Source organism: Nocardia sp. NPDC101769, assembly GCF_044766925.1.
In the GTDB taxonomy this organism is placed as follows: Bacteria; Actinomycetota; Actinomycetes; order Mycobacteriales; family Mycobacteriaceae; genus Nocardia.
In genome coordinates, this window is sequence record NZ_JBIWMX010000004.1 from 395033 (window position 1) to 412839 (window position 17807).

The following is a 17807-nucleotide window of genomic DNA, read 5'->3' on the forward strand; positions in this document are numbered from 1 at the left end:
ACGACCGGGCCGAATTTCCGAAATGCGCGGATATATATGGTGGCCCGGATCACACCCGACCCCATCGCCCCAGGTCGCGAAGATCAGGTCAGGTGACCCTTACTGGAACGGGGGATGGAATTCCGTCACACTGATGTTGTGAAAACCGTGGGTTTGCGGAACGCGGAACAGGCCGGGCACCAACACGAGGGTGCCCGGTCCGTTGTCGTGCCCGTGCCGGCGGGTGAGGGTCACACCCGGGAAGCCGTCGTCAAGCTGCTGCTGGAGGAGGGCCCGATCACCGCGACCGCCATCGGTGAACGCCTGGGCCTGAGCCCGGCGGGCGTGCGCCGGCATCTGGACGCGCTCATCGAATCGGGCGAGGCCCGCGCGACGCGGTCGGCGCCGTGGCAGCAGAAGGGCCGTGGTCGTCCCGCCAAGCAGTTCCAGCTGACGGCCACCGGCCGTGGCCGCCTGGGGCACGCCTACGATGACCTCGCCGGAGCCGCCATGCGGCAGCTGCGGGAGATCGGCGGGGACCAGGCCATCACCGAATTCGCGCGCAAGCGGGTGGCGACCATCGTGTCCGGGGTCGGTGAGCTCACCGGGCATACCCCGGCCGAGACCGAGGCCAAGGCGGAGGAGATCGCGGACGCGTTCACCGATGCCGGATTCGCGGCCTCGACCCGGAAGGTCGGTGCGGGCGTGCAGATCTGCCAGCACCACTGCCCGGTCTCGCATGTCGCCGAGGAGTTCCCGGAGCTGTGCGCGGCCGAACTCGAAGCCTTCCGGGAAATTCTCGGTACGCACGTGCAGCGCCTGGCGACCATCGCCAATGGCGACTGCGCCTGCACCACGCACGTCCCGCTGGCCACAGTGCCCCCCATATCGAATACCGCCCAAAAGAATTCCGCATCGACCCCCGTTGCACAGCCCGCAACGACTTCTACACATGACTCCGGAAGGAGTGCCGAATGACGACGACCACCGACCAGGTGCAGCCGCTGTCCCAGGAAGAGACCATCGCGTCCCTGGGCACCTACGAGTACGGCTGGGCCGACAAGGATGTCGCCGGTGCCAGTGCCAAGCGCGGCCTGTCCGAGGACGTCGTTCGCGACATCTCGGCGAAGAAGAACGAGCCCGAATGGATGCTCGACTTCCGTCTGAAGGCACTGCGTATCTTCGACAAGAAGCCAATGCCGAGCTGGGGCTCCAACCTCGAGGGCATCGACTTCGACAACATCAAGTACTTCGTGCGCTCGAGCGAGAAGCAGGCCGCGTCCTGGGAAGAGCTGCCCGAGGACATCAAGAACACCTACGACAAGCTGGGCATCCCGGAGGCGGAGAAGCAGCGGCTGGTCGCGGGTGTCGCCGCGCAGTACGAGTCCGAGGTCGTCTACCACTCCATCCGTGAGGACCTGGAGAAGCAGGGCGTCATCTTCCTCGACACCGATACCGGTCTCAAGGAGCACCCGGAGATCTTCCAGAAGTACTTCGGCTCGGTCATCCCGTCGGGTGACAACAAGTTCTCCGCGCTGAATTCGGCGGTGTGGTCGGGTGGTTCGTTCATCTACGTGCCGCCGGGCGTGCACGTGGACATCCCGCTGCAGGCGTACTTCCGCATCAACACCGAGAACATGGGTCAGTTCGAGCGGACGCTGATCATCGTCGACGAGGACGCCTACGTCCACTACGTCGAGGGCTGCACCGCGCCGATCTACTCCTCGGATTCGCTGCACTCCGCGGTGGTCGAGATCATCGTGAAGAAGGGCGGCCGCTGCCGCTACACCACCATCCAGAACTGGTCGAACAACGTCTACAACCTGGTGACAAAGCGCGCCAAGGCCGAGGCGGGCGCGACCATGGAGTGGGTCGACGGCAATATCGGCTCCAAGGTCACCATGAAGTACCCGGCCGTGTGGATGACCGGTGAGTACGCCAAGGGTGAGGTGCTCTCCATCGCGTTCGCGGGTGCCGGCCAGCACCAGGACACCGGTGCGAAGATGCTGCACCTGGCGCCGCACACCTCCTCGACCATCATCTCCAAGTCGGTGGCGCGCGGCGGCGGTCGCGCCTCGTACCGCGGCCTGGTGCAGGTCAACAAGGGCGCGAACGGCTCGAAGTCGACTGTGAAGTGCGATGCGCTGCTGGTGGACAACGTCTCTCGTTCCGACACCTACCCGTACGTCGACATCCGCGAGGACGACGTGACCATGGGCCATGAGGCCACGGTGTCGAAGGTGTCCGAGGACCAGCTGTTCTACCTGATGAGCCGCGGCCTCACCGAGGACGAGGCCATGGCCATGATCGTGCGCGGCTTTGTCGAGCCGATCGCCAAGGAGCTCCCGATGGAGTACGCCCTGGAGCTGAACCGCCTGATCGAACTGCAGATGGAAGGAGCCGTCGGCTGATGACGGTCCAGAATGTTGCCGTTGCCGCCGAGGGCCGTGTGCCGGCGATCAACAAGGGTGAGGTTTTTGCGTCCTTCGACGTGAACGCCTTCGAAGTGCCGTCCGCGCATGACGAGGTGTGGCGCTTCACCCCGTTGCGTCGCCTGCGTGGCCTGCACGACGGCACCGCCGTTCGTGACGGCCGGGCCGTCGTCGAGGCGAACGCTGTCGAGGGCGTGACGGTGGAGACCGTCGGCCGTGACGACGCTCGCCTCGGTGTCGCCGGTACCCCCACCGATCGCGTTGCCGCGCAGGCGTACTCGGGTTTCGAGCATGCGACCATCGTGTCGATCGGCGCGGAAACCGAAGTGGCCGAAGCGGTCGTCGTCACCATCACTGGTCCGGGAGAGGGCAAGACCGCCTACGGGCACACCCAGATCCGACTGGGCAACTTCGCCCACGCGAACGTGGTCCTCGACCAGCGCGGCAGCGGAACCTACGCGGAGAATGTGGAATTCGTGCTCGGCGACAGCGCCAAGCTGAATGTCATCGTCATTCAGGACTGGGCCGACGACGCTGTGCACGCGACCGCGCACCACGCCAAGCTGGGTCGTGACGCCACCCTGCGGCACACCAATGTCACCCTCGGTGGCGATCTGGTGCGCCTGACCGCGACTGTCCGCTACGACGGTCCGGGCGGCGACGTCGAGCTGCTCGGCGTGTACTTCGCCGATGACGGCCAGCACTTCGAACAGCGCCTGCTGATCGATCACGGGGTGCCCCACTGCAAGTCGAACGTGCTGTACAAGGGTGCGCTGCAGGGCGATCCGTCCTCCAGCAAGCCGGACGCGCGCACCGTGTGGGTGGGCGATGTGCTCATTCGCGCGGCTGCCGAGGGCACCGACACCTACGAGGCCAACCGCAACCTGGTACTCACCGATGGCGCGCGCGCCGACTCGGTGCCGAACCTGGAGATCGAGACCGGCGAGATCGTCGGCGCCGGACATGCCTCGGCCACTGGGCGTTTCGATGACGAGCAGCTGTTCTACCTGCGCTCGCGCGGTATCAGCGAGGAGGCGGCGCGGCGTCTGGTCGTGCGCGGCTTCTTCTTCGAGATCATTCAGAAGATCACGGTCCCCGAGGTTCGGGAGCGGCTCGAGGCGGCCATCGAGGCTGAGCTCGCCGCCGTCGGCGCCTGACACCAACTTCCCATCCCCGCAAAGGAATTCGAATTCGATGACCACCCTGGAAATCAAGGACCTGCACGTCGAGGTCGCCAACCCGGACGAGAACGCCGAGCCCATCAAGATCCTCAAGGGCGTCAACCTGACCGTGAAGTCCGGTGAGACCCACGCGATCATGGGCCCCAACGGCTCCGGCAAGTCGACCCTGTCCTACGCCATCGCCGGGCACCCCAAGTACACCGTCACCCAGGGCACCATCACCCTCGACGGCGAGAACGTGCTGGAGATGTCGGTCGACGAGCGTGCGCGGGCCGGCCTGTTCCTGGCCATGCAGTACCCCGTCGAGGTCCCGGGCGTCTCGGTCTCGAACTTCCTGCGTACCGCCGCCACCGCCGTCCGCGGCGAGGCCCCCAAGCTGCGCACCTGGGTGAAGGAAGTCAAGGAGGGCATGGCCGAGCTGGACATCGATCCGGCCTTCGGCGAGCGCTCGGTCAACGAGGGTTTCTCCGGCGGTGAGAAGAAGCGCCAGGAGATCCTGCAGCTGAGCCTGCTCAAGCCGAAGATCGCCATCCTCGACGAGACCGACTCGGGTCTGGACGTGGACGCGCTGCGGATTGTTTCCGAGGGTGTGAACCGTTACAAGGAGCGGGAGACCGGCGGCATCCTGCTGATCACCCACTACACCCGCATCCTGCGCTACATCCAGCCCGACTTCGTTCACGTGTTCGTGAACGGCCGCATCGTGGCCGAGGGTGCCTCCGAGCTGGCCGAGGAACTCGACGCGAATGGCTACGTGCGCTTCACCTCATCCGCGGCGAGCCGCGAATCAGATTCTGTCGTAGGAGCCTAAATGACCAGCACCGTGGGGACTCTCGACATCGCCAGGATCCGGGCCGACTTCCCGATCCTGAGCCGGACCGTGCGCGATGGAAAACCGTTGGCGTACTTGGATTCCGGTGCGACGTCGCAACGTCCGCTGCAGGTGCTCGACGCCGAGCGGGAATTCCTGCTCGAACACAACGCGGCCGTGCATCGCAGCGCGCACCAGCTCGCCGAGGAGGCCAATGAGGCCTACGAGGCGGCGCGCGCGGCGATCGCGGCGTTCGTCGGCGTCGGTGCGGACGAGATCGTGTACACCAAGAACGCGACCGAGTCGCTGAACGTAGTGGCCTACGCCTTCTCCGATGACCGATTCCCGTACCGCGTCGGGCCCGGCGACGAGATCGTCATCACCGAGCTCGAACATCACGCGAATCTCGTGCCGTGGCAGGAGCTCGCGCGGCGGACCGGTGCGACGCTGAAGTGGTACGGCGTCACCGACGAGGGTCGCATCGACCTGGACTCGCTGGAGCTGTCGCCGGCCACCAAGGTGGTCGCCTTCACCCACCAGTCGAACGTGACCGGCGCGGTCGCGGATGTCGCCGAATTGGTGCGCCGCGCAAAGGAAGTCGGCGCGATCGTGGTGCTGGACGCCTGCCAGTCGGTGCCGCACATGCCGGTGGACTTCAAGGCGCTGGGCGTCGACTTCGCCGCATTCTCCGGCCACAAGATGCTCGGCCCCTCGGGCGTCGGCATCCTGTACGGCCGGCGTGAGCTGCTCGAGGACACCCCGCCGTTCATCACCGGTGGTTCCATGATCGAGACCGTGTACATGGATCACTCGACCTTCGCCCCGCCGCCGCAGCGGTTCGAGGCGGGTTCGCAGATGATCTCGCAGGTCGTCGGATTGGGCGCGGCTGTCCGGTATCTGAGCGAGGTCGGCATGGAAGCCGTTGCGGCGCACGAGCACTCGCTCGTCAGCGCGGCGCTCGAAGGTCTGGACGCGATCGACGGCGTCCGCATCATCGGCCCGACCGAGAACGTGAACCGTGGCGGCGCGGTGTCGTTCCTGGTGGACGGTATTCACGCCCACGACGTCGGCCAGATCCTCGATGACCAGGGTGTCGCCGTCCGCGTGGGCCACCACTGCGCGTGGCCGCTGCACCGGCACTTCGGCATCGCCGCGACCGCGCGGGCCTCGTTCGCGGTGTACAACACCCTCGACGAGGTCGATCAGCTGGTGGCCGCCGTGCGGAAGGCCCAGAGCTTCTTCGGAGTTGCATAAAACATGCGCATGGAGCAGATGTACCAGGAAGTCATCCTGGACCACTACAAGCACCCGCACCACCGAGGGCTGCGCGAGCCCTTCGGCGCCGAGGTGCACCACGTCAACCCCACCTGTGGTGACGAGGTGACGCTGCGTGTGCATATCGACGGCAATGGCGACGTCCAGGATGTGTCCTACGACGGCCAGGGTTGCTCGATCAGCCAGGCGTCCACCTCGGTGCTCACCGATCAGGTCATCGGCCTGCCGGTGCAGCAGGCGCTGAAGGTGGTCGAGGCGTTCGACGAGATGGTCACCGGCCGCGGCACGGTCGAGGGCGACGAGGAGGTGATCGGCGACGGCATCGCGTTCGTCGGCGTCGCCAAGTACCCCGCCCGCGTGAAGTGCGCGCTGCTGGGCTGGATGGCGTTCAAGGATGCCGTGGTGCGGATAGCCTCGGCCGAGGAAGCCAAGAAGACGATGGGCAACGGGGAGTAGAGATGAGCGAAACCGACCAGCAGGCCAAGGAACTCACCCTCGAGGAGATCCAGCACCTCGAGGACATGGAAGAGGCGATGCGCGACGTCGTCGACCCCGAGCTCGGCATCAATGTCGTCGACCTCGGCCTGGTCTACGGCATGACCTTCGAGGACGGCATCGCCAAACTCGACATGACCCTGACCTCCCCGGCCTGCCCGCTGACCGACGTCATCGAGGACCAGTCCCGCAACGCCCTCGTGCGCTCCGGCCTGGCCGAAGACCTCCAGATCAACTGGGTCTGGATGCCCCCGTGGGGCCCCGACAAGATCACCGACGACGGCCGCGAACAGCTGCGCGCCCTCGGCTTCACCGTCTAGCGGGACCAATGGATCCGCCGACGATGCGGACCGATCCGATGTGGATCGGTCCGCATCGTCGTTTTCGGCTCGAGCCCATATACATTCGGCTGACCGGAACCGCTGTGCGATAGTCGGATCCCGAGTCGAGTTCATCCGGCTGCGGTCACATTGCGAGGCGGAAGCGTTCCTCGACGGGTTGGACACAGGGAGCTTATCGACGATTTTCCGTGTATCGGATCACTCGAGGTGAGCGGGATCGATTCGCTCGCGGGAACTTTCGATGCGGTCGAGCTGGATCGGCTGGCTGACCCGGGCATTCGGGAGTCGGTCGGTCAGATCCGGGACTGGCTACGGTTCTGCCGCGACCAGCGCGTCGGCCTGGTGTGCTTCTACTACTGACAGCGTGTCTGAAAGACCCTGATCGGTTATCAGGCACCGCCCTTCTCGGGCGTCGTCGGTTCACTCCACTTGCGTGGTGTGCACGTCGGTTCCCGCGTCGTCCGGGCCGGTTTCACCGGCACCCATGAGGTGTCGGTCAGCGCCTTCCCGTCGGCGGGCGTTGGTGACCCGGCCTCCTGCTTGGGGGTCCGGGGATCGGGGAGAGTCTTCGTGCCGGATCGTCGGCTATACCGCGAGGTTGACCGCCACGTTGTGGTCGCGGTCGGCGCGAAACCCGCACTCGCAGGTGAACACCCGATCCGACAAGGTCAGCTGCGTGTTCATCCCGGTGCAGGCCGAGCGTTTGCTCGACGCGTACCAGCGGTCGGCGGTGACGACGGTGCCGCTGCGCCACTGTTGCTTGTAACGCACTAATCGAGCGAAGTCGGCCCATCCGGCGTCGCCGATCGCTTGCGCCAGATGGTGGTTGCCGAGCATGCCCGCCACATTCAGGTCCTCGAGGACGAGCCGGTCGTGGGTTTTGGCCAGCGTGTTGGTGACCTGATGCAGGAAGTGGCGGCGAACATTGGCGACATGGTGGTGATGTTGCGCCAGCCGTGCGGCAGCGTCTTTGCGGTTACGCGATCCTTTCTGCTTGCGGGACAATGATTTCGCCAGCCATCGCTGCTGGCGCAGCCCGGCCGCCAGGGGTTTGGGCGGGTTGTCGATGCGGGCGACTTTGGTGCTGTCCGCTGTGGCGGCGAACAGGAAATTGGACAACCCGAGGTCGACCCCCACCCAGCCGGTGTCATCGTCGGCCGCACGCAGCCGGTGGCGGACAGCCGGGTGGAAGTCGGCGGCCTCGATGGTCACGCTGAGCTGCCAGCGACCCGCCCGGAACGTCACAGTGGTGTAGAGGATTTTGGTTCGTTGGTTCGCGAGCATGCGCCGCAGGTGACGAGTGTCCTCCCTCACACGGATTGTTCCGATACCCGGCAGGGTCACCGATCGCGGAATTCCGTTGTCGCCGATGCGGATCCCCGCGCGACCGGACTTGGAGATCTTGCTGCGCAGCCGAAACGACGGGGTGGTCGAATTCTTCCTCTTGAATCGTCTGTCACCGTATGTCGTCCTTCTCGTCGATTTGAAAAGGCATCTGAGGTGACGCCCGATCACTGGTCGAGGCCTCGGTCGAGGGGGTAGCGGTCGGCCAGGGCCGTGCGATCGTTGTAGAAGAAGTTGAGGACGAGATCGTCGGCGACTCGGAACAATTCGTCGCGGCCCTCGACGACGGCCACCCATTCCATGGGCAGGGCCTCGAGGCCGTGGATGGCGCCGATGAGGTTGCCGGCCACCGCGCCGGTGGAGTCGGAATCGCCGGAGTGGTTGACCGACAACAGGAGCCCGGCGCGAATGTCGCCGGTGCGGTAGGTGTGCAGCGCGCAGTACACGGCGATGGCCAGGCACTCCTCGGCGCACCACCCCGCGCCGATTTGCTCCAGCCGCTCCGGGGTGGGGTCGCCCAGGTGCGCGGTGGTGAGGGCGGCGGCCAGGGCGGTGATCGTTTCGGCACTCGCGGGCATCGGGGCGAGCCGGGAGATGGTGTCCTGCACCGCGATCGGTAGTTCGGTTCCGGACAGGACGCTGTCGATCAAGATGGCGAAGGCGCCCGCAGCAAGGTAGCCGGTCGGGTGGCCGTGGGTGAGCTGGGCGCATCGCATGGCGGCATAGAACGCGCGATCGGCGCCGAATCCGGCCAGCCCGAACGGTGCCGACCGCATCACGGTCCCGCACCCCTTCGACTTCGGATTCACCGGCCCCGGTGCCCCGAACTCCAACGGCGGCACGAACTCTTCGGCTTGCCGCCGCAGCCCGGTCAGGCAGGCATTGCCCGGAGACCGCATGGCATACAGGAATTGGTGCCCCACCAGCCACCCGTCCACATCGGCCGCAGGTTTCTCCTGCTGTTGAGTATCCCGCCATCGCAGATACGCCCGCCGCAACACCGGCGCCGGATCCGCGCCGGTCGGACACCGCAACAACCCTTCAGCCGTGAACAACGTCATCTGCGTGTCATCGGTAATCTGCTGTGCCGCACCCGCGATCGGCCCCGGCAAGAACCCACCGACGCCGTTCTCCCCATACCGCTGCCGGATCTGCGCAAGGCTGAGGAATTCGATGGGCCACCCCAACGCATCCCCGATAGCCCCACCCAGCATCGCACCACGAACCCGATCGAACAGCCTCTCGTGATCCTCCACGCCACCCACCCTATGCGCGTCGATCTCCGGGACGTCACGCTGCGCAGTGTCCGCGCCCGGGCCATCGGGATCCGAAGGCATGACCCCCCTTGTCCTGACCAGCCTTGCCAGATTCACCCGTGGCGCTACCGTGGGAGTCGGCGTGGGCGGCTCGTGGCCACGCGTCGGTGTGGAAGCGGAGGGGCCCATGGCATTACGTACTGCGTTCACCGAGTTGGTTGGGGTGCGGTATCCGATCGCATCTGCGCCGATGGGTGGTTCCGCCGGTGGGGCTCTGGCCGCGGCGGTGTCCGAGGGGGGCGGGCTGGGACTGGTCGGGGGCGGCCGTGCCGAGGCCGAGTGGGTCGATCGGGAGCTGCGGATTGTCAGCGATCGCACCGAAAAGCCTTGGGGGATAGGGTTTCTTGCTTGGGGTGCGTCCCGGTCGGTGGTGGAACTGGCGCTGACGTACCGGCCGCGGGCGGTGATGTTGTCGTTCGGGGATCCGTGGCCTTTCGTCGAGCCGATCAGGGCGGCGGGCGCGATCTTGATCATCCAGGTGACCGATATGGCCGAGGCGGAGCGGGCGGTGGCCGTGGGCGCGGATGTGATCGTGGCGCAGGGAACCGAGGGTGGCGGTCACGGTGCGCGGCGGGGGCGTTCGACGCTGAGCTTCGTACCGGCAGTGGTCGATCAGGTCGGGCCGATTACCGTGCTCGCGGCGGGTGGTATCGCCGATGGGCGTGGGCTTGCCGCCGCGCTGACCCTGGGTGCGGCGGGGGCGCTGATTGGTACTCGATTCCAGGCGAGCATCGAGACTTTGGCGGATCCCTTCGTCGGCAAGGCCATCATCGAGGGCGGGGGCGAGAACACCGAGCGCAGTAGCGTACTGGACATCGTGCGCGATGCGAACTGGCCGTCGGAATACACCGCGCGCACGCTTCCGCACCCGATTCTCGACCAATGGCGCGGACGCGAATCCGAACTCATCGGTGACGAGGATGCCCGGCGGGCCTACCGCGCGGCGGTGGCGAGCGGCGAACTGCCGCCGATTCCGGTGTGGGCGAGCGAGGCGGTCGATCTCATCGAGAGTGTGCAACCTGCGGCAGACCTGGTCGGCGCTCTCGCTGCCGAGGCCGAGGCGGCACTCGCGCGGGCCACGGCCGGTCGTGACCGGGAATGACACGGCCGGGCGTGACCGGGAACAGCCGGTTCGGACCGTAGGATTCTCCGGTGACCTATGACGACTTCGACGGGTTCGAGCATCTCGACACCTCCACATTGCCGGAGCGGCAGCAGCGGATTCTGTGCAGTATTCGCGATTGGGTGCAGCGGCACGGGTATTCGCCGAGTACGCGGGAGATCGGCGATGCGGTCGGGTTGAAGTCGGCTTCGTCTGTCTCGCGGCATTTGCGCGAATTGGAGGAGCGGGGGTTTCTCAAGCGCAGTGAATCGGTGACCCGGCCCATGGATGTGCGGCTGTTCCTGCGGGCGGCCGGGCCGCAGTGGAAGCAGGACGAGAATTCGGTGCCGGTGCCCGTGGTGGGCGATATCGCGGCCGGCACGCCGATTCTGGCCGAGGAGCACACCGACGACGTGCTGTCGCTGCCGCGCGAGCTGGTGGGCCGCGGCACCGTCTTCGGCCTGCGGGTTCGTGGTGACTCCATGGTCGATGCCGCCATCTGCGACGGCGACATCGTGGTGGTGCGCAAGCAGCAGGAGGCGCACACCGGCGAGATCGTGGCCGCCATGATCGACGGCGAGGCCACGGTCAAGGTCTACCGCCGAGCCAACGGCCATGTGTATCTGGAGCCGCGCAATGCGGCTCACCCGGTGATCGATGGCGACAATGCCCAGGTGCTGGGTAAGGTTGTCTCGGTCATGCGCCGGGTCTGAGCGTCTGGCATGATGACGGCCGTTATCACCTTCCATCCCCGGGGAGTATCGAATGTCGTTGCTGCGCAAGGCCGGTGTAGGCCTCGCCGTTACGTCGATGGCCGCGATCGGCACCGTGGCCGCCGGAACCGCCTCCGCGGCGGACAGTGAACCGGTCTTCGTGGCCACCTCCGGTGACCTGTACGGCGCGCTGGCGCTGTCCAAGAGCACCGGAAATGTCGCCTATGCCGTGAACTACGGCAGCTGGGACAGCGCGGACAGCACCGCAGTGGACAAGTGCGGCGGCGGCGACTGCGCGGTCGTCGTGCACTTCGCCAATGCCTGCGGCGCGGTCGCACAGGGCGCCGACACCCGCTTCGGCTGGGCGTGGGCCCCCTCTAAGGTGGAGGCCGAGTCGGCCGCCATCAATGTGCTCGGCAAGAGCGCCCCGGGTTTCCCGGACACGGGGTCGTCCTCGCCGCGCCAGGCGAAGGTCATCTTGTCGGCTTGCACCGACAACGCGAGCTGACCGACCGCGAATCACCCTGGCGCCACACCGGCTTCGTCCGGTGTGGCGCTGTTTTGTTTGCCGGAGTCCATTTTCCAGCAACATGCCCGGCCGGACGGAGATGATTTCCCGGTGGACGACATCACGGACGAGGGCACCCGGTTCGCGATGCACGCGGCGATCGACGACGTGAATTACGGTGTCTCCCCGGGAGGCTGGGACAACCCGAAGCCCTACGCGTATGTCGGGCCGTGGACCCGGCGCGAGGGCGAGTTCTGGACGCGTCTTTCAGGGCGATGCGCCCGCGCGCCGAGGTGGCGACGGTCGAGGGCCTGCTGGAGTTCTTCCGGGAGGGAAGAGCCCGTGCCGCGCAGGACAATTGACGTCAGCGCAGGTGCGCCTTCAGCACATCGCCGCCCTCGGTGCCGAGGATGAAGGTGTGGTCGTCGGACGGGTCGACGGCCACGGAGGTCAGCGGCTGTCCCGACAGCAGCGTGCAGCTGGTGTGGGTGACCGGGTCGGCCCGCACGAATTGCCCACTGCCGGTGGCGATGTAGAGCAACCCGTCGGCGGCGATCGCCAGATCGTCGGGGAGCAGTGGTGCGGTGAGCGGCGCGGGCGCCAGATCGACGGCGACGCCGGCCCGGGCCGGATCGTCGACGGGTAGCGCGACGATGCGCGCCGTGGGGCTCTCCAGCAGGGTCACATAGAGGATGTTCCCGGCCGCGGCGATCCCGTCGGCGCCGGATCCCTTGGCCGCCAGCGTGTTTCGGGCCCGCTCGGTCCACTCGGTGTCGAGGGTCCCGTCCGGCCGGATCCGCTCCACGGTGTTGGCGGTGGTGTCGGCGACGAACAGATTCCCGGCCGCATCGAAGGCGGCCCCATTGGCCTGGCCGAGCCCGGAGGCGAAGACCTCGGGCTGCGGAACAGCCGCGTCGGGATCGAATCGGAGCACGCCGCCCTGCCCGGCGAGCCCGGCGAACGGTGAATTGCCGTATGTCACGTACATCAGCCCGTCCGGGCCGAGCCGGACCGCGCCCGGGCTCGACACCGGCACACTGACGACGAGGTGACCGTCCCGGTCGTACCGCTCGACCGTATTGCGGAAGGTGCGCGCCACCCAGATGTCCCCGGCCGCGTCGAATCCCAGATTCTCCGACCAGTCGACGACCGGCGTGCGGGTGGGCAGTCCCATCGCCGGTTCGGCTGGGGAGCAGGAAACCGGCGTGGCCGTGCCGGGCACGTCGGCGGCGGCGGGACCGGTCGTCGCGACGGGTCCGCCCGTGGCGACGGCCAGCAGGAGGGTCACGCCCAGTCCGGCGCGTCGCCCCCTGGGATCCGCTTGCGGCGCAGCTACTTCCGGTCGCGGCTGCGGCATCGAGGCGTTCCCTTCGCTGGGTGGTGGTCGCGGCCAGCGTATATCGCCTGGTCCAGCCCGGCAATGATTACCGGGCCGACATGCTCGAAGGTTCCGCGGCCGTTATGACGCGGCGGGGTGCGTGGGTAGCTGCTCGGTGGAGCGTTCCGCCAGTGCCGCTTCGACATTCGCGATGCCAGCCCGGACTCCGAGCCCGTAGCCGTACTCGTCGAGGGCATCGAGCCGGTCGCGGGCGTCGTCGAGGTGGCGCCGGGCGGTGTCGAAAGCGCCCAGGCGGCGGTAGTTGTCGGCGAGATTCAGGTGCAGCGACGGATAGAAACCCCGGACACTCAACCCCGCATGGTGGGCCTGGGCCCGCTCGTCGGTGAGCGTGTCGGCGGCGTCGAGGGCCCGGATATCCCAGGTGAGCGCGTCCGCTGCGTGCGCCTGGAGGTCGGCCAGGAAATGGGCGAGCGAGACCCGGTGCAGCGGGTCGCCGCCCGCGCCGATGGTGTCCCACAGCGCGGTCAGCTGCTTCCGCGCCGTCGCCGTATCACCTTGGCGGCCAAGGGTTACGGCGTCGTTGATGGCGATCATGGTCTCGTCGACGGCGGTCATGCCCGCGACCGTAGCGTGCGGGTCCGACAACTAGCGGGCGGGCCGTCCGTGCCGTCCGTCCCCGGTGATCCGGCCGCGGCGGATGAGATCGCGCTTGGTGCCGGGTCCGAGGGTGACCTGCTCGTCGGCCCCGGCGACGGCTTCGTCCGGATTGGGTCGTACGAACAATGTCACCGTGGTGCCCTCGGTGAATCCGTTCCTGCGCATCATCGACGCGGAGGCCGTGTTGTGGTTCTCCACGTCGGTCACGATGCGAGCCGCGCCGTGCTGGAACAGCAGATCGCAGCACGCGGTCATGAGCCGGCCCGCGACACCGCGCCCCTGCATGTCGGGCGCCACGGCGATCCACTCCAGGTACGCCCAGTCCTCGCGCAGCTCGAATTCCATGGAGGCCAGCACGAATCCGACCACCCGATCCGAATCCACCGCCACCCAGCAGGACCGGCCGGCACTGTCGAGGTGCTCGGCCACCGAGGTCAGCGACCAGGAGGTGTAGGGCTTGGCCTGGGTGTCGAACACCTGGTAGCCGAGGTCGATGACCTGACGCAGATGCCCGAGCCCCATGGGCACGACGGCGATATCCGGATGGATGGATATGTCGGAATCCATGCCCGTCAGTTTGCCAGGTCGGTGCTGGCTACCCGGGGCCCGCCGGGTAGCGAAGCCAGGCAGGTGCCGTGCTATCACGCGCCCTTGCGGGTCTGCTTGGCCGGAGCCTTCTTCGCGGCCTTCTTGGCGGGCTTCTTCTCCGTGGTCGCCTCCGCCGCCTTGGTGGCCTTGACCGGTGCGGCCGGTGCGGCACCCGCCTTGCGTCCGGAGGCTTCGAGGCTGCGCTGCAGGGCAGCGACCAGGTCCACCACCTCGGCATCCATTGCCGGAACCATCGCCTCGGGCGCCCGGGTGACCTTGCTGGAACCGCTGGCGATCGCCTCGTCGAGCAGTTTCTGCAATTCGATCTGATATTCGTCCACGTACAGGCTCGGATCGAAATCGTCGGACAGCGTGTCGACGAGCGTCTCGGCCATCTGCAATTCCTGGGACTTCGGCTCGGTCACGCCCTCGAGCTTGTCGAACGCCACCGCCCGCACCTCGTCCGGCCACAGCAGCGTCTGCAGTACCAGCACCCCGTCGCGCACCCGCAGCGCGCCGAGCCGGGTCTTCTGGCGCAGCGTGAAATGCACCAGCGCCACCCGGTCCACCCGTTCGAGGGTCTTCGCCAGCAGCACATAGGCTTTCGGCGTGGTCGAATCGGGTTCCAGATAGTAGCTCTTGTCGAAGAGAATCGGATCGATCTGCTCCGACGGCACGAATTGCAAGACTGGAATTTCGTGTTTCTCGGCCGCCGGAAGTTTGGCGAAATCCTCTTCGGTGAGAATCACCCGATCCCCGTCGGGTGATTCGTATGCTCGGTCGATATCGGAATACTGCACGGGCTGCCCGTCCACCGTGCACAACCGCTCGTAGCGAATGCGCCCGCCATCGGCGGCGTGCACCTGGTGGAACTTGATGTCGTGGTCCTCCGTGGCGGTGTAGACCTTTACGGGGACGTTCACCAGTCCGAACGCGATGGAGCCCTTCCAAATGGACCGCATTTGGCCAGAGTACGTCGTCCCAGGTCAGCGTTCTACCGCACCGCGCCGGGACCTGCCTGTTCGCCCTGGTCGCCGGTGGCTGCCGGTGAGCGTCCGACGGCTTGTGGACGGCTTGGGCTCGCGGACGCGTGCAGTCCGGCCAGCGTGCTCGCAGGCTCTCGGGAACGCCCAGGACCCGGTCCACTGCCTGCGGTCATGCCACGGTTGCTGCTCGGGACACGATGCCCTACATCCTGTACGAAAAATGCGCGATCTCGGCCGTTTCCATCAGTGACAGGAATTCGTCCTGCGCCATATGGATGAGCGCCTCGTGATCGCCGGCCTCGAAATAGACCTCCGGCTCCAGCGCCAGATCCTCCTCGAGGAAGGTCTGCATGCCGTAGGCCATGCAGACCGGCGGCAATGCGCCCGTATCGCAGTCCGTGAACAGCTCGCGCAGCTCGACTTCCTTCGCGAGCACCAGATGCCGGCCGGTCCGCGCCCAGAGATCGTCCAGGCGCACCGCTTGTGTCGTCGGTAATACGGCTGCGACATAGCCGTTGTCGTCTTCGAGCAGCACAGTTTTCGCGAGGCGATCGCCGGGGATGTGCGCCGCCGCGGCCGTCTGCAGGCTCGTATCGCTATGAGGGTGGTTCACGACTTCGTACCGCGAGGACTTCTGACGCAGGCAATCCTGCAGGGTGGGAGACATGGACATGGCAGACCTCGTCTCAACGTCTCGGGTGAATGCTGTGTTTATGGGTGAATGCTGTGTTTGTTCCGGTGTCGTTCAGCATAGATCGCATTTCCGGCACCTGGACTATTCAATCCATCAGGACGACATCATGCCGCTATCTCAACCGGGCACAGGTCGCCGAGCGTATCGGAGTCGCCGCGTCTGCCCTCAGCCGATACAACTTGCCCGACCCCGACGCGATCATCGGCCCGATCAACCCCGACGGAACGCTGCCCAAGGGCACAGTCCGCGGCTGGTACGAATCGACGATCGACGAATGGCACGCCTGGCGCGGTGGCCGACCTGCAGGGACCGCGGCGCATGGCTGAAACCAAGCGGCCGGACGCCTCGAACCTGGGGCGGCCGGCCAACCCGTCACGGACGATCAACCCATGAGTGGTCGATCGTCCTCCGCTCTGCCCACGTAGTCCTCCTGCCCCAAAACAGCTTCCACGACGACTGACGGCCACACCCCATCGGAAACTGTGGTTCTGCTGATGGCGCGTGCGGATGAGCAGCCGTGGTGCACGAATCTTTTTCTCGGCTCACAGCCGGAGTGATCGCACTCGAGATCATGTTGCGCACGAGCTATCTGGGATATCGGACCACTTGTGTGGCCTTTGAGCTGCGTGTTGGTCGGTCCTGGTGTGGGCCTTCGGTATTCGCGTTGTCGCGCTATCGAAAGCCCTTCCAATGGACCGCATTCCCGATCGTACTTCGGACGGGTGATTCCGGTGGGTAACCCCGGGGTCAGGCCGCCCGGCGTTCGGGCTCGCTGCGGTAGCGGGATTGGTCGCCGTCGATGTGCAGGAGCTTCCACAGCCGCTTGGTGACCGGGTTCATCAGGCCCAGGTCGTCGGCGAGGGAGCGCATGTCACCGAAGTATCCGGAGAGGATTTTCGAGGCGGTCGGGGAGCGCCAGAACGCCTCCTTGATGACCTCGCGGGGGACGTCGAAGGTGCGGGCGAATTCCGGTGGGGGAGCCATGATCTCACCGGCCAGCCACCGCATGGCGAGCGGGAAGGCGATACCGCAGACATTGCGATACAGCGGATTGAAACCCGGCACATGCTCTTTCAGGAACTCATTGGCAAAGGAGATGTGCCGGGCCTCCTCGGCGATATGGATCTCCATGCAACGCACCACCGCGGGCGGCAGGTGCGCGCCATTGCGGATGACCGCCTTCTGATAGTGGTCGATCGGTTCCTCGCCCCCGAGAATGCCGATGAACAGAATCGGCCACGCATAACCGCCGGCCACGCCGATGAACGGCGACAGTGCCCGGAAGATGGGCCGCATTCCCGGGACGTCCACGCCGATCCGGTTGACCAGTTCCTGGAACATCTGGATGTGGTTGCACTCCTCGGTCATCTCGTGGAGGCCGTAGCGGAACTCCGGTGACCCGTTGGGCAGCTTCATGATGTACTGCATCATGCCGCGGATCAGAATGCTCTCGAAGGCCGCGCCGACCTTGATGGCATTGGCGATCCGCCACCGCCCGATCTCGATCTGCCGTTCCACGGGCAGGTCCTGATACCACTGCGTCGCGCCGAGCGGATCGATGTCCGGTTGCAGCACCCACCGCGGGTCCTGGGGGTCGATCGCGAATTCCGGTGAGTCCCAGGCGATATCGAGATACGGATCGAATCGGCGGTACACCGATCCCTCCGACAGGGTGTGCAGCACGTCCGCGTAGTCTCGTGCCGCCGGAACGGAGCCCGACATCGTTGTCAGAGCCATCATTGCCTCCTCGTCTCTGTGCCGCGCCGCCCGGAAGCTGAAGCCGAGGCCGCTCCTGTGCGGTGCAACACACTCCAAGGTAAGTGCTAACTAGGGTTACAGACAACCCTGAAATGCCCGCGTGCCCGAGGATTCGGGCCGTGTCCCGCTCGTCACCAGCGCTGCCGGTGCAGAACCCGGTCGTGCGGACCGCGGGCTCGAACTCGATGCCGAGCGTGTAAGCCAGCGGCAGGAACGCGGCGAGCATGACCTCGTCGTAGGGCACGTCCAGGATCGCCGGACAGTTCGCGCTCGAGGCGAGCCCGGGCC

At 66.4% G+C, this 17807-nt stretch carries 20 protein-coding genes; 12 read left to right on the forward strand and 8 right to left on the reverse strand.

Annotation, left to right across the window (positions count from 1 at the left end; genetic code table 11):
- The first annotated feature begins 114 nt into the window (after positions 1-114).
- The 8 genes from ACIRRA_RS10460 (at position 115) to ACIRRA_RS10495 (ending at position 6874) form a co-directional block, all read left to right on the forward strand.
- The gene (locus ACIRRA_RS10460) at positions 115-957 is read left to right on the forward strand and encodes a helix-turn-helix transcriptional regulator (RefSeq protein WP_402765773.1); all 843 of its coding nucleotides are present in this window, start codon (positions 115-117) and stop codon (positions 955-957) included.
- Positions 954-2390: a Fe-S cluster assembly protein SufB gene (gene sufB, locus ACIRRA_RS10465; RefSeq protein WP_402765775.1), complete on the forward strand. Its 1437-nt coding sequence runs from the start codon at positions 954-956 to the stop codon at positions 2388-2390. Before ACIRRA_RS10460 ends, sufB begins: the two co-directional genes overlap by 4 nt.
- Positions 2390-3568 (forward strand): Fe-S cluster assembly protein SufD, encoded by a 1179-nt coding sequence (sufD, locus tag ACIRRA_RS10470; protein ID WP_402765777.1) that lies wholly within the window; start codon positions 2390-2392, stop codon positions 3566-3568. The genes sufB and sufD overlap by 1 nt, the downstream gene beginning before the upstream one ends.
- A gap of 37 nt (positions 3569-3605) precedes the next feature.
- Entirely contained in the window at positions 3606-4403 is a 798-nt protein-coding gene (sufC, locus tag ACIRRA_RS10475; RefSeq protein ID WP_402765780.1) for a Fe-S cluster assembly ATPase SufC, read from the forward strand.
- Entirely contained in the window at positions 4404-5657 is a 1254-nt protein-coding gene (locus ACIRRA_RS10480) for a cysteine desulfurase (protein WP_402765781.1), read from the forward strand.
- Positions 5658-5660: 3 nt separating this feature from the next.
- Positions 5661-6134, forward strand: a complete 474-nt coding sequence (gene sufU / locus ACIRRA_RS10485; RefSeq protein WP_402765784.1) for a Fe-S cluster assembly sulfur transfer protein SufU — start codon at positions 5661-5663, stop codon at positions 6132-6134.
- Between the two features lie 2 nt (positions 6135-6136).
- Positions 6137-6493, forward strand: a complete 357-nt coding sequence (locus ACIRRA_RS10490; RefSeq protein ID WP_402765787.1) for a metal-sulfur cluster assembly factor — start codon at positions 6137-6139, stop codon at positions 6491-6493.
- 228 nt (positions 6494-6721) lie between these two features.
- Positions 6722-6874 (forward strand): hypothetical protein, encoded by a 153-nt coding sequence (locus ACIRRA_RS10495; protein WP_402765790.1) that lies wholly within the window; start codon positions 6722-6724, stop codon positions 6872-6874.
- 225 nt (positions 6875-7099) lie between these two features.
- Here the strand turns inward: ACIRRA_RS10495 and ACIRRA_RS10500 are convergent, their stop codons facing one another.
- The gene (locus tag ACIRRA_RS10500; protein WP_402765793.1) at positions 7100-8029 is read right to left on the reverse strand and encodes an RNA-guided endonuclease InsQ/TnpB family protein; all 930 of its coding nucleotides are present in this window, start codon (positions 8027-8029) and stop codon (positions 7100-7102) included.
- Positions 8026-9114: an ADP-ribosylglycohydrolase family protein gene (locus ACIRRA_RS10505; protein WP_402765796.1), complete on the reverse strand. Its 1089-nt coding sequence runs from the start codon at positions 9112-9114 to the stop codon at positions 8026-8028. The genes ACIRRA_RS10500 and ACIRRA_RS10505 overlap by 4 nt, the downstream gene beginning before the upstream one ends.
- A gap of 79 nt (positions 9115-9193) precedes the next feature.
- Between ACIRRA_RS10505 and ACIRRA_RS10510 the strand changes: the two genes are divergently transcribed.
- From ACIRRA_RS10510 to ACIRRA_RS10520, 3 genes are read left to right on the forward strand one after another with little or no spacing between them, the layout of a single operon-like run.
- On the forward strand, positions 9194-10276 hold the full coding sequence (locus ACIRRA_RS10510) for a nitronate monooxygenase (protein WP_402765799.1): 1083 nt from the start codon (positions 9194-9196) through the stop codon (positions 10274-10276).
- 50 nt (positions 10277-10326) lie between these two features.
- Positions 10327-10989 carry a transcriptional repressor LexA gene (gene lexA / locus ACIRRA_RS10515; protein WP_402765802.1) on the forward strand — a complete coding sequence of 221 codons (663 nt, stop codon included), beginning with the start codon at positions 10327-10329 and terminating at the stop codon, positions 10987-10989.
- Positions 10990-11041: 52 nt separating this feature from the next.
- Complete coding sequence (locus ACIRRA_RS10520; protein ID WP_354846753.1) at positions 11042-11497, forward strand: DUF4189 domain-containing protein; 456 nt, start codon at positions 11042-11044, stop codon at positions 11495-11497.
- Between the two features lie 364 nt (positions 11498-11861).
- On the opposite strand, the gene ACIRRA_RS10525 is transcribed toward ACIRRA_RS10520, so the two are convergent.
- The 5 genes from ACIRRA_RS10525 to ACIRRA_RS10545 form a co-directional block, all read right to left on the reverse strand.
- Entirely contained in the window at positions 11862-12854 is a 993-nt protein-coding gene (locus ACIRRA_RS10525) for a hypothetical protein (RefSeq protein WP_402765806.1), read from the reverse strand.
- 102 nt (positions 12855-12956) lie between these two features.
- Positions 12957-13451, reverse strand: a complete 495-nt coding sequence (locus ACIRRA_RS10530; RefSeq protein ID WP_402765808.1) for a hypothetical protein — start codon at positions 13449-13451, stop codon at positions 12957-12959.
- Positions 13452-13481: 30 nt separating this feature from the next.
- A complete protein-coding gene (locus tag ACIRRA_RS10535) occupies positions 13482-14060 on the reverse strand; it encodes a GNAT family N-acetyltransferase (protein ID WP_402765810.1) in 579 nt (192 codons plus the stop codon).
- A gap of 74 nt (positions 14061-14134) precedes the next feature.
- Positions 14135-15043 (reverse strand): Ku protein, encoded by a 909-nt coding sequence (locus ACIRRA_RS10540; RefSeq protein ID WP_402765813.1) that lies wholly within the window; start codon positions 15041-15043, stop codon positions 14135-14137.
- 226 nt (positions 15044-15269) lie between these two features.
- Positions 15270-15734, reverse strand: coding sequence for an aminoacyl-tRNA deacylase (locus ACIRRA_RS10545; protein ID WP_402765816.1), 465 nt, complete (start codon positions 15732-15734; stop codon positions 15270-15272).
- A 59-nt stretch (positions 15735-15793) separates the two neighbouring features.
- Here ACIRRA_RS10545 and ACIRRA_RS10550 point away from each other — a divergent pair, with 59 nt between their 5' ends.
- Positions 15794-16087, forward strand: a complete 294-nt coding sequence (locus ACIRRA_RS10550; RefSeq protein ID WP_402765819.1) for a hypothetical protein — start codon at positions 15794-15796, stop codon at positions 16085-16087.
- Positions 16088-16508: 421 nt separating this feature from the next.
- On the opposite strand, the gene ACIRRA_RS10555 is transcribed toward ACIRRA_RS10550, so the two are convergent.
- Positions 16509-17498 (reverse strand): diiron oxygenase, encoded by a 990-nt coding sequence (locus ACIRRA_RS10555; protein WP_402765821.1) that lies wholly within the window; start codon positions 17496-17498, stop codon positions 16509-16511.
- Positions 17499-17807: the final 309 nt, after the last annotated feature.